This is a genomic window from Micropruina sp. (assembly GCF_027492755.1).
Lineage (GTDB): Bacteria > Actinomycetota > Actinomycetes > Propionibacteriales > Propionibacteriaceae > Micropruina.
In genome coordinates this window covers 3835-16228 of record NZ_JAPUED010000079.1, presented here as the reverse complement: position 1 = coordinate 16228, position 12394 = coordinate 3835, and the positions used below count along the sequence as shown (strand labels likewise).

Here is a 12394-nt window from a genome sequence, read left to right as displayed (position 1 = left end):
CGACGGAGGCACAGCTGGTTGGGACGGCCGGTTCCACCTGCTCATCTACACCATCAGCGAGCAACGCCGCCGCAGCCGTGACGCCTTGCGCACAGCCGCCGCGGCCCACGGCTACCGCAGTCTGCGGCCGGGAGTTTTGGCCGCCCCACGCGACAGCTCGTCGGCATTCCTACCCGAGCTGAGTGTTCCCGGCCTGGTCACCGGCTGGTTGGAGGTCGATCCGGACGACGCGCGCGCCATGGTCGAGCGGGCCTGGGAGGTCGAGCGGCTGCGGGCCGACCGCACCGCCATGGCGTCCGAGCTGGAGCGGCGCGCCGCCGGCCCGCTGCCCACTGACGGACGAGCCGCCCTCGTCCTGGAATACGAGTGGCTGGCCCCCGCGTACGTTCTGTTGCTCGCCGACCTCGGCCTCCCGCGAGAGCTGTTGGCCGACGACGTCGGCGCCGGTGCGCTCAGCCGTGCGATCGGGTCGGTCGGCGTCCGGCTCGGCCCCCCAGCCGCCCGCTGGATCACCGAACTCTCCGAGCAACTGGGATATGCCGACCTGTTAGAGCCCGCCAGCCGCTGACCCGGTACGAAGGGACGGTTCTTTTCGTTCCGCTGTTGGTACGGAGGGACGGTTCCTTTCGTTCCACTGGCGGCGCGGACGAGCCGTCCGGCGGTCTGTTGCTAACAGCGGAACGAAAAGAACCGTCCCCACGTACCGCTGGTGGCACGAAAGGAACCGTCCCTCCGTGCCAACGGCGGAACGAAAAGAACCGTCCCTTCGTACCGGGAGCCAAGGGGGAGGGGGTCAGCCGATCGAGATGCCGGACATCAGGACCGTCAGGTTCAGCACCTCGAGCAGCACGAAGATGATGATCGCGAGGACGGGGACGGAGGGCAGTCGCAGCGGGCGATGCTCCAGGCCGGTGGTCCGTCGGAAGAAGAGGAAGCCCATCGGGGCGAACACGGTCGCGGCTACGCCGGCGAGCATGATGGCGGTCGCCTCGCCGATTGAGACGTCCATGCCGGCACCGGCCAGTTGCGCCGAGGTGAGCACAGTTCCGACCGGGATCGAGATCAGCCAGGGGAAGAAGCTGAAGCAACGGGCGAGCAGCAGGTCCTCACCGACCGCGTGACGCATATGCGGCGCCCACATCCGCGCGGTCAGGAACATGCCAGCCACGCCGAGCACCGCCATCACCCAGCCGACGGCGTCCGGCCAGCCCAGTCCGCGCAGCGCGACAGCGGTGTCGCCCGCGCCGAACGGCGTGATCACGAGGTAGGTGACGGCCTCCTGGAGCTGGCAGAACCCGAACCACAGCCACAGCAGATGCCCGAAGCCGTTGCTGCGCCGGAACGGCTGCCAACTGGTGCACAGTGCGCCGATCAGCAGCGACCCGATGACGCCGGCGAGCGCGGTGAAGGCCGCCTGACCACCTTCGGTCGGCGGGGTGTATTCGACGCCGAACGCGTACAGCGTGCTGCGATGGCCGATCAACGCCCCGGCGATCCAGTGGCAACACTCGTGGACGATGACCATCAGCGCGCTGCCCAGCAACAGCGCGGCGGTGGCGTTGACCAGCATGGTGCGGTGCGGATGACCGGCGGGAGTGGGTGCGGACGAGCCCATGGCGTCCACACTGGCACAGATCGTTGCGTATGGACCAGACGTCCGTGTGCACTCATAGGAACGATGTCACGCTGGTCCGTTCGCACGGGTACCCGGAATGGACCATGATCGACGCCATGCAGACCCGTACCCGGCTGACGTTCGCGGAGTTGCCCGGCCACGTCCACGAGTGGGTCGAGGGGGTGCTCGGTGCGCCGGTCGTCCGCACCGAGCCGGCTTCCGGCGGCTATTCGCCGGGCGTGGCCGAGGGGCTCTTCACCGCGGACGGCTCGGCGGCGTTCCTCAAAGCGGGACACCCGAGCCGCAACCCCGATTCGCCCGCCTTGCTGCGCTCCGAACTGCGGACGCTGCGGGGCATGCCGTCCGGACTGCCGATCGCCGAACTGATCGACGCGCTCGATGAAGGCCCGGACGGCTGGGTCGCGCTCGTGCTGGAACACGTGCCCGGACGTCAGGCGCCGCTGCCTTGGACGAATGCCACGATGGAGGCTGTGCTGGCTAGCCTGGCCGACCTGCGTGGTCCCCTCACTCCCGCGCCGCCGGGGCAGTGGGACGACGCTGCCGACGCGCTACGCGACATGTTCGGCCACTGGCCGGAACTTGCCGATGCGGTCGACCTGGATCCCTGGCTGGCCGAGCGGCGGCACGCACTCGCAGCAGCGGCGGACGAAGCCCTGGCCGAGCTGGCCGGGGACACCCTGGTGCACCTCGACCTACGCGCCGACAACCTGATGCTGCGCACCGACGGCCGGCTGATCGTCGTCGATTGGGCCTGGGCGGTGCGCGGGGCGGCGTGGCTCGATCCGGCGCTGCTGGTGATCGAGTTCATCTCCAGTGCCGAGCCGGACGTGGACGCCGACGCCTGGGTCGCGCGCATCGCGGACGACTACGGCATCAGCACCGATCTGATCGTGCAGGTACTGGTCGGCATTCTCAGCTTCTTCGAGCACTCCGGACGGCAACCCGATCCGCCCGGTCTACCCACGCTGCGGGAGTTCCAACGGTTCCAGGCGGCGGCCCTGCGGGACTGGCTGAAGTGCTCCCGGCACGCGTCCGCTCTGCGAGCCGCCGTCCGTTGACCGCCCGGCGCCGGCTCGTTGTCCGACACGCCCAGCTCGTTGCCGCGGTCTCCTGCCATCCCGGCGCCGAGGTCGCGCGGGATAAAGCAGAATCGCGCTGTCCCGACGCGTCGCGTCGAGTCTCAGCCGAGTCCCGCGTCGCGGGCGAGACGTGCGGCCTCTGAACGGTCGCGAGCACGGAGCTTCGCAAGGATCGTCGCCACATAGTTGTACACGGTTTTCTCTGCGAGGCCGAGACGGCGGGCGATCGTGGCAGTATCAAGTTCGGCTGCGAGCAGGGCAAGCACCTCTCGTTCACGCTCGGTAAGGTCTGGGAAGGCATCGGAGCCCGGTGTCACAGGCCGGTCGAAATGCTCAGCGATCCGTCGTGCAATCTCCGGGCTGAAGATCGCCTCTCCATGGTGCACTGCGGTGACCGCGCGATGGAGTTCAGCGAAGCCGGCGTGCTTGAGTAAGTAACCGCGAGCGCCGGCACGGATCGCACTGAACACGGTCGTATCATCGTGCATGGTCAGGACGAGGACGCCGATCTGCGGGTCAGCCTGGGTGATCCGACGAGTGGCTTCGATGCCACCGATGCCGGGCATCGTCACATCCATGAGCACGACGTCAGGACTGTGCCTCGCAGCAAGTTCGACCGCCTCCTCGCCCGAGGAGGCCTCGGCCACCAGTGTCATACCGTGCTCCTCGGCCGCGAACATGGCGCGAACTCCTTCGCGGTAGAAGGGGTGGTCGTCGGCGAGCAGCACACGGATAGCAGTCATTTAGTGGCTCCCGTCGATCGGAAGATGTGCGGTGATTGTCGTTCCAGGGTCGCCCTCAGTGATGACGAGTGATCCACCGAGTTCTGTCGCGCGCTCCCGCATGGTGTGCAGTCCGCCCCCAGCCCGTGCGGTGGTGGTCCCGCCGCAGCCGTCGTCGAGGACTTCGAGGACCAGCGTTCCGTCCTCAACGTGCAGTCGAGCTTCGATGCGCGTTGCTCCGGCATGTCGTACCGCATTCCCGATCGCTTCCATCACGATCCGATACGCCGCGACTTCGACTGCGGCCGGCAGTGTCGGTGACGACGATGCCGTCACCGACACTCTTGGTTCGGCCGCCCACGCCTCGGTGACCGCAACGATCAGGCCGAGTGCTTCGAGGAGTGCGGGTCGCAGCGCATCGACGATGCCACGCACTTCTGTGAGGGTGCTGACGAGCCCTGAGCGGGCGCCGTCGAGCAGGGTGTGTGCCCGTGCGGGTTGCGCGTCGAGCACACGGTCGGCGAGGTCAATGCGCTGATGAAGGCTGGACAGCATGGGGCCGAGTCCGTCGTGCAACTCGCGGTGCAGTCGTCGTCGCTCCTGTTCCCTGGCTTCGACAATCTCATCGCGGGAGCGTCTCAGCTGTTCGGTGACGAGCGCCGCGTGGATCGCGATGCCAGCCTGTGGAGTAATCCGGTCGAGTAGATCACGGTCGCGGACGGTGAATCGTTCTCCTGTCCGGGGCGTGACGTACAAGCGACCGACTTCGCGCGCCTCAAAGGAGAGCGGGATCACCGCCTGGTCGTCGTCGGCAGATGGATCGCCTGCACATGCCGTCCAGATCACAACACCATCCACGAGCGCCGTGGCACGGACCTGAGGGAAGCGCAGCGTGCTGAATACGGTCCTCGCGATGCGCTCTAGTACGCCGTCGAGGTCCGCGACCACGGCAAGCTCATCACCGAGCCGGCTGAGCACCACGATTGGTTCATCGCGCTGTCCGTAGAGCCAGCGATTCACTCCGCGCTGTAGCTTCCGCCGCAGGGGCTCTGTCCCGAGTGCCGCGAGCGCGGTGGCGAGGATCGGCAAAGCCAGTGGTGTGCCGGCGGGCCAGAGCAGTCCCACGGCGCCGACGACGATGACGTAACAGGTCAGGATGAAAGCCGTCAGGGCTCCATACACGAGGGTTCGGGCGATGACGAGGTCGACTTCGAATAGTCGATAGCGCAGCATCGCAAAGCCGACCGCGACCACGATTCCGGTGGTCGTCAGCGAGCTGAAGGTTCCGAGCGTGATCGAGAGTGCCTGGCTCCCGAGGTTCGTCACGGTATTGGGCGGTAGCGCCATGACGGCGAGGAAGTATGCGCACTGGAGACCGAGTGCGAGCAACAGCCACTTGGTCTGCTGACGTTCGAGTGGACTGGAACGCGCACGGTAACGCCAGACCTGCGCTCCGATGGCGCTGAGCACGAGAACAACGCCGAGCGCGGAGAGGAACGCGAGTGGAATGGGAGGAAACGGATTCCAGGGAAAGGCGAGTGCGAGTGCTGCGGCCGCGACCCAACCCAACGGGAGCCAGCGAGTCCAGCGCGGCGTGAAACGGCCGCTCGGGAACAGATAGGCGACGGGCAGGAAACCGAATACCGAGAAGATCGTGCAGGCGTTCCACAGTGGCTGGGCGGCCGGCATGAGCGTGGTAGCCCGGGTGAATATCCCGATAGCGCCGACGACGTAGACGACGAGCGCGATCGCGAGATACGCCGTGAATCCAGTGAAAGCAGGCGCGGTGAGCAGGAAGCCCACGGTCACGAGTACCGCAACGAACGGCACAAGATCAGCGGCCAACAGGAGTGCGCCGGAGGGCCCCAGCGCACTCCTTGCTGAATGCCAGGCCATGACTGCGAGGGCACCGATGGCGAGAACTCCGACGACGCCGGAGGTGGCCGCCCTCGGGATCAATGCCGGCAATGCCGTTCGCATCGGGACGCTGATCGCCGTCATCTGCCCCAGCCTACCGGCGTGTCCGCCGCAGCCCCGTGAGCCAGGTGATCCCGATCGGCGTCCAGAGCAGGCCGAAGAGAAACGGCGGCGTGAGGTCATAGGCGAGGACTGAGAGGAGCAGGACGACCGCCGACGCGGAGCCGACAACGATTCCGGTGACGCGCCGCGTGCGGCTCACTGCCAGAGCGACGCAGAGCAGACCGACCCCGATGAGTGCCCCGAACCAGCCGACCCGGTTGACGATCTGCTCCGAGAGCGCGTAGCTGGGGTCGTCACCGAGCCGCGATCCGGTGAATCCCACTGCGGTGAGCCGCAGGACGAGGCTCACCAGATATGCCAACGCCGCAGCGACAGTCACCCCCACCGACAATGCCGCCCAGCGTCGTGCAGCGCCGCTCAGGAGCACCCGGGAGATGAGGACGACCCCGAGCGCGCCAGCCAGCCAGGTTAATGTGACAATGGCGTTGGCAAGCACCCAGTTCAGGATGATGGCGTCCATCTGCTCGCGCGTGATGTCCACGAACAAACCGATCCTGTTCGCGCTGAAAGCCCAGACATTCACCGCGATGAGGATCACGAAGTACAGGGGCGATAGGGCCAAGAGCCAGCCGCCGACCTTTCCACTCGGATGTGGTCCTATGACGTCGGTCATTCTTCTCAACCCTCCGTGGTCGCCAGGTCATGTGGCCCGAACACCAACCACGCTGCCGTTCCCGGTCTCCCGGGAACCAGAGGAAACGACCGGGAAATCCGTTCGTCGATTCCGTCAGGGCTTGAGCAGGCGCCGGGCCGCGAGGACGGCCTGTCCGCGGTCTTCGACATCGAGTTTCAGGTACAGCGTGGAAAGCAGGTTGCGGACCGTCTTCTGCGCGATGCCGAGACGCTCCGCGATCTGTCCGGTCGTGGCCGCCTCGGCGAGCAGCGCGAGCACCTGACGTTCTCGCGGCGCGTAGCCGTCGTCGACGGGCCCGGTGCGGTTGCCGGTGAGATGGCGGGCGACGGGGGCTCCCAGGAGCAGTTGACCGTTGTGGACGGCGTGGATGCCGCGGAGGATCTCGTCCAGTCCCGCCGTTTTGGCGAGATAACCGGCCGCGCCGCTGTCGATCGCGTCGCGGACGCTCATGGTGTCGTCCAGCATCGAAAGCACGAGCACCCGGGTGGTGGGCGCGGTGACGAGCAGCCGGCGTGTGGCCTCGATCCCGCTGAGGCCCGGCAGACCCAAGTCCATGAGCACGACGTCCGCGGGGTCGGTGACGAGCCCGGCAAGGGCGGCTTCAGCGGTGCCGTACGATCCGACGATGCGCACGCCGCCGCGCCCGGTGAGGACGGCTTCGATGCCCTCGCGGATGCGGTGTGATCGTCGACGACGGCTACCCGGATCGTGTCGGTCATTCGGCGGCTCCCAGGGAGAGGAGAGGGGTAGGCGGGCGCTCACCAGGGTGCCGCCGCCGTTCTGCTCGGTGACGCTGAGGCGGCCACCGAGTTCTGCGGAGCGTTCGCGCATGGAGGCGATCCCGACTCCGATCGGCGGGTCGCCGATTCCGATGCCGTCGTAGTCGACGGGTCGGGGCCTGTGGCCGGGACGGTCCCCTGTGAGCCTGGGGCGGCAGCGGTGGTACTCATGTCCCGACGCTACGAACCCGCCGACCCGAGCGGATAGGGTGCGGTGTCCGGACCGCGCCGGGAAATCGTCCCGGTCGGCCCATCGCGCCACCCATCGCGCCACGGGTCTGCGCGGGAATGCGGAATCTCTCAGGAAGCCGATCGCAACGATGGAACGGCGCAAGTGGCGGCAACCCCGTCGCGTGGGTCTCAGTTCGTGCGCCCGAGTCCTTGGGAACTTGCGAGCAGCGCGGCTTCGGTGCGTGTGGCGACTCGGAGCTTGGCGAAGATCGTCGAGAGGTTGTTGCTGACTGTCTTGCCGGAGAGCCCGAGGCGGTCGGCGATCCGCTCGGTCGTGGCCCCGCTGGCGAGGAGATCGAGGATCGTGAACTCGCGCTCGGTCAGTTCGGGAAAGGCGCGCGGCGGGCGGCTATCGCCCTCGGTCAACAGTCCGAGAGCCGTCTCGGCGATGTCGCTGCCGAAGGTCAACTGGCCGCTGTGTACCGCGCGGATGGCGGTCGCGATCTCACCGATGACGCTGGTCTTGAGCAGATACCCGCTGGCACCGGCTCCCATAGAGCCGGTGAGGCTTGCCGGGTCTTCGTGAGTGGTGAGGACGAGGACCCTCACCGTCGGTGCCGCGCGACGGATGCGGGAGGTCGCCTCAATGCCGCTGAGATCCGGCATGGACAGATCCATGAGGACGACATCGGGACGCAACTCAATCGCGGCACGGACGGCCTCCTCGCCCGATGCCGCGACGCCGACGACCTCGATCTCGGACAGTGAGGAGATAAGCACGGTGAGTCCGTCGCGCACGACCGGATGATCGTCGGCGATCAGTACCCGGATTGCTTGCTCAGGCATCGCTGCCCGCCGTTTCACGCACGGGGATCACGGCCTCGACGATTCCCCCGGTCGCGCTCGGTCCTGCGTGGAACCGGCCGCCGAGCTGTTCGGTTCGGTCGCGCATCGAGCGCAGGCCGACGCCGGTCGTCCACTCACCCGCTCTCGCCGCGTTGTCGTGCACGGTGATCGATATCACCGAGGACGCGAGTGTGAGGTCGATCGCCACCCCGGTTGCGGCGGAATGACGCAGGGCGTTGGTCGTCGCCTCGATGACGATCCGGTACACGGCCACCTCGACGGCGGCCGGAAGCACCATCCGCTCGGGGTCGGCGTTCACCGTCACGACACGATCGCTTGTCTCGCGCCGTGGCTGGAGCGAGGCGGTCGCTTCACGGATGGCACCAACCAGTCCCAGCGTGTCGAGTTCAGTCGGATGCAGATCGTGGATGACCTCGCGGAGCGTGGAGTTCGCGCGCACGACATCGTCGTGGACTCCGGCGAGCAGGTCGATAGCCTCGCGCGGATGCTGGTGAATCCGGTTCCGGATCCCCTCGATCTTGAACGCCACTCCGCCGAGCGCCGAGGCCACGCCGTCGTGCAGATCCCCTTGCAGCCGCCGGCGTTCCTCTTCCGTCGCGGCGACGATCCGGCCGCGCGATGCGGCGAGATCCTCCGATACGGCGGTCAGTTGCAGCAGCATCGCGAGGAAGGGCGTCAGCAGATCCATCACTTCACGGTCCGGCCGGCCGAGCCTGCCTTGACCGCGCCGCAATCCCACCTCGACGGAACCGACTTCGTCGGCACCGTGTCGCAGAGGGAAGATCTCCACGACCGCCGGCCGGGTTCCACTCGCGGTCAGGATCCGCTCGCCGGCTCGAATGGCGAGCCAGGGAAGCTTGAGAGAGTCGGCGAGCCTGCTGACGAGGCTCGGCAGGTCGCCCGCTCGGCTGATGCCGGAGCCGACCAGCTCGACCAGGTAGACGGGTTCTGAGCGGCGGCCGTAGATCAGCCGGTCCACCAGGCGCTGAAACACTCGCCGCAGCGGTTCGAAGACCAGGGCGACGGCGAGCGCTGCAATGACGGCGCTGGCCGTCTGGACGAGCAGGGTACCGAGGACGGCGACCAGGGCGAAGAACACAATGACCAAGACGGTGGTGAGGATGCTCCACGCGAGGGCACGGGAGAAGACGAGCTTCACATCGAAGAGATTGACTCGCATGATCGCGATCAGAATGCCGATGGGCGGAAGCAGTAGCGCCAGTAGGCCGAAGGCAGGACCGAACACGGCCGCGACGACTCCCGTGCCCAGGAGGATGACGCTGCTGAGGGCCGACAGCAGTATCCAGAACAGTTGCTGCCTCACCCGGTCGTCGCCGCGCGCGAACCGGGCGGTCAGCACGACGACCATTCCGACGAATGCGGCGGATTGCACGACGAAGAGCAGTGGAAGGAGTGGGAGCGCCGAGGCGACGACGGTATCGCCGAGCACAGCAATCGATCCGGCGGCGAACAGTGGGCCATCTGCGGGAATGTCGAAGCCCGCGACCCACGCATCGATTCCCGGATCGGCGAGGCTGAGCAGAAGGATGCCGGTTCCCCCGACGATGGTGATGATGGCAATGACGCGCACCGGCCAAGTGCCGAGTCGGCCGGCGGGAAAGCACAGCAGGGTCAGCGGGATCAGTATCAACCACAGCGACCAGGCCGAGAAGGAGACGTTCGCAAGCGTGAGTTGCAGCCACAGTGGCCAGTCCTGTTCCGCCGCGACGGCCGTACCGGGTATCGAGGCGACAGCGACAGCCGCCACGAGCCCGGTAGCCAGCATCAACCAGCCGATCGGATTGCGCGACCGCTGCCAGGCGAGGATCGCACCGGCCGGGGTGAAGCCGACGGCGAGCCAGGGGATACTCGCCAGACCGTGCTCGGCGAGTTCCGGCGGCCCCCAGCCGAGGGCTGCCGCGCCGACGAACGCAAGACAGAGCAGCAGACAGGCCATCGTGGCCGCCGAGAGGGCGGCCACCCTGGCGAGTACCTGCCGCATGCCGCTCATTATCGCAGCGAGCGTGAGCGCCCCACGAGCGCGATCCCCACGATCAACCAGATCGGGATCTGCGCGAGGGTCGCTGCCGGCGGGATGATGCCAACGGCCGCGAGACCCGCGGCGATCAACGCGATCACGACGGCAGAGATACCAGCTCCGCGGCCCACGATCCCCGCCGGGCGGCCCGCGACGAGGAAAGCAATGGTCCAGGCGGCGGCGGCGAACACGGCAAGTCCGAAGAAGGCCCACTCGATGACAGTGACGGAAGCGCCGATCATCGCGCGCACGCTCACCTCGGAAGTGAGACTGCTCCAGTTGGCGGCCTGGGCCTGCGTGTTCTGCACCATGAACGCGGCAGCGTGCAGAGTCAGGCCGGTGACCCACAGCACCCCGGCCAGCGCCCCGAGATCGCGCGCCCACCCTGCGGGCAGGGCACGGCGGACACCCGTCACCAGGAAGCCGATTCCGACCGCCTGGGCGAGTTCGAGCAGTCCGAACAAGCCGCTGGTCCAACTGGCATTCGTCACGGGATCGTAGGCATCTGCTCCTGCCCGGAACTCGACGCCGAGCAGCGGGCCGACGAAGACATAGGCCGGTGTGATGATCAGAGCGATCGCGGCGGCGATGCCACCCCAACCGGCACGACGCACGTCACCCGCCGTCGTCGGCAAGGGTGGGGAAACGGTGAATGGAGCATTCGAAGACATTGCTGGCTCCTGACTTCTGCTGGTCATGGCGAAGCCTTGCGGACGCGGCCTCGTCTTCAGGGTGACCTCGGATCGAGGACGCGACCAGAGCAGGACTTCCCGCTCTGCCCGGGAAAATCGGGAAGTCGGCACGCAGAATGTCGTACCCGTCGTGCAAACGGAAACGGCAGCAGTCGCCCCGGCACATCCACTTCCAGATCGGCGCCTGCGTCTGGGCGGAAAGGGCGACGTCAGTCGAAGGGGGCTAGGGACGGCAGCTACGGGCTCAGCAGGCGGGAGCCAGTTCGCGCCCGCGGCGGCGGACCAGGCCGAAGCCGACCGTGGTGAGTACGAGTCCGACGAGTGCCATCGCGACGCCGACCCAGGCGGGGGCGACGAAGCCCCAGCCGGCGGCGATCACGGTGCCGCCGAAGAAGGCGCCCAGGCTGTTGCCGACGTTCAGCGACGAGTGGTTCAGCGCGGCGGCGATCGACTGGTTGTCTTCGGCGACGTCCATCAGCCGGGTCTGGATGGACGGCGCCAGGATCGAGCCGCAGAAGTTGAGGGCGAACAGCAGCGCGGCCAGCACGATGATCCATTGCGCGGTCAGTCCGATCAGCGCCAGCACCGCGGCGGTGCCCAGGAAGGCGCCGAGCAGGGTGCGTCGCAGGTCGCGGTCGGCGAGCCGTCCGCCGACCAGATTGCCGATGGTCATGCCGATGCCGCTGGTCACCAGCACCACGGGCACCGCCCAGGCCGGCGCGTGGGCGACCTCGGTGACCATCGATGCCACGTAGCTGTTGACGGCGAAGAAGCCGCCGAAACCGATCGCGCCGATTGCCAGGGTCAGCCACACCTGGCCGATCCGGAACACCCGCAACTCGGCCCGCAGGGTGCGCTCCGGGCTGCCCTCGTGATGCGGCACGAATGCCGCGATGCAGACGGTGGCCAGCGCGAAGACGGCCGCGACGGCCATGAAGGTGACCCGCCAGCCGTAGTTCTGGCCGAGGAATGTGCCCAGCGGCACGCCGACCACGTTCGCGACCGTCAGCCCGGTCAGCACGAAGGCGACGCCCTGCGCGCGGCGTCCGGGACCCAGCACGTCGGAGGCGACAAGCGCGCCGATGCCGAAGTAGGCCCCGTGCGGCAGGCCGGCCAGCAGCCGCGACACGGCCATCCACTCGAAGCTCGGGGCGAGGAAGGTGAGCGCGTTGAACACGGTCAGGGCCAGGGCGAGCACGATCATCACCCGGTGCCTCGGAAAGCGCGCCACCGAGCCGGCGATGGTGGGTGCGCCGATCACCACGCCCAGGGCGTACAGCGAGATCAGCACGCCGGCCTGAGCGATCGTCGCCTCGCGATCCACCGCCCAGGCATTGGGCAGCAGGTCGCTAGCCAGATCGGGCAGCAGCCCCATCACCACGAACTCGGTCATGCCGATGCCGAAGCTGCCGATCGCGAGAGCGAGAAGGGCTGCGGTGGCTGATCCGCGTCGCGTCAAGGAGGTCACGCACCTTATTCTAGTCACTACAACTATAAATATGTCGAGTCGGTCGGCCGGTCGCCACCGAGCCGACGCCCGATGACCTGCTTGGGAAGTGCCGGTCACCGCTGGTCGAGCTTGTCGAGACCCAGTCCGAAGGCCGGGAGGGGGTCTCGACAACTCAACCAACGCTGATTCCGGATCGGCGATTCCCTATGGAAGCGCAGAGCCACTCACGTCATCCCGGATCAAGTCCGGGATGACGAGGGAGGGGCCCCTTGATCGGCGACTGATC

10 protein-coding genes and 1 pseudogene are annotated in these 12394 nt (G+C 67.5%); 2 read left to right on the top strand and 9 right to left on the bottom strand.

Annotation, left to right across the window (positions count from 1 at the left end):
• Nucleotides 1-568 (top strand): annotated as a pseudogene (locus Q0066_RS05300) (hypothetical protein); the annotation flags it as partial.
• 225 nt (nt 569-793) lie between these two features.
• Here the strand turns inward: Q0066_RS05300 and Q0066_RS05295 are convergent.
• A complete protein-coding gene (locus tag Q0066_RS05295) occupies nt 794-1615 on the bottom strand; it encodes a hypothetical protein (protein ID WP_298130813.1) in 822 nt (273 codons plus the stop codon).
• A 116-nt stretch (nt 1616-1731) separates the two neighbouring features.
• On the opposite strand from Q0066_RS05295, the gene Q0066_RS05290 reads away from it, so the two are divergent.
• Entirely contained in the window at nt 1732-2694 is a 963-nt protein-coding gene (locus Q0066_RS05290; protein ID WP_298130812.1) for a phosphotransferase, read from the top strand.
• Between the two features lie 122 nt (nt 2695-2816).
• Here the strand turns inward: Q0066_RS05290 and Q0066_RS05285 are convergent, their stop codons facing one another.
• From Q0066_RS05285 to Q0066_RS05250, 8 genes are all read right to left on the bottom strand, one after another.
• Nucleotides 2817-3458: a response regulator transcription factor gene (locus tag Q0066_RS05285; RefSeq protein WP_298130810.1), complete on the bottom strand. Its 642-nt coding sequence runs from the start codon at nt 3456-3458 to the stop codon at nt 2817-2819.
• Entirely contained in the window at nt 3459-5438 is a 1980-nt protein-coding gene (locus Q0066_RS05280; protein ID WP_298130807.1) for a GAF domain-containing sensor histidine kinase, read from the bottom strand. It lies immediately after the preceding gene.
• A gap of 10 nt (nt 5439-5448) precedes the next feature.
• On the bottom strand, nt 5449-6090 hold the full coding sequence (locus Q0066_RS05275; RefSeq protein WP_298130805.1) for a hypothetical protein: 642 nt from the start codon (nt 6088-6090) through the stop codon (nt 5449-5451).
• A gap of 114 nt (nt 6091-6204) precedes the next feature.
• Complete coding sequence (locus tag Q0066_RS05270; protein ID WP_298130803.1) at nt 6205-6942, bottom strand: response regulator; 738 nt, start codon at nt 6940-6942, stop codon at nt 6205-6207.
• 308 nt (nt 6943-7250) lie between these two features.
• Entirely contained in the window at nt 7251-7907 is a 657-nt protein-coding gene (locus Q0066_RS05265; protein ID WP_298130798.1) for a response regulator transcription factor, read from the bottom strand.
• Nucleotides 7900-9930 carry a histidine kinase gene (locus Q0066_RS05260; protein WP_298130795.1) on the bottom strand — a complete coding sequence of 677 codons (2031 nt, stop codon included), beginning with the start codon at nt 9928-9930 and terminating at the stop codon, nt 7900-7902. Before Q0066_RS05260 ends, Q0066_RS05265 begins: the two co-directional genes overlap by 8 nt.
• Before the next feature lie 8 nt (nt 9931-9938).
• Nucleotides 9939-10637, bottom strand: coding sequence for a hypothetical protein (locus tag Q0066_RS05255; protein ID WP_298130793.1), 699 nt, complete (start codon nt 10635-10637; stop codon nt 9939-9941).
• Nucleotides 10638-10902: 265 nt separating this feature from the next.
• Entirely contained in the window at nt 10903-12126 is a 1224-nt protein-coding gene (locus Q0066_RS05250; RefSeq protein ID WP_298130791.1) for an MFS transporter, read from the bottom strand.
• Between the last annotated feature and the right edge of the window lie 268 nt (nt 12127-12394).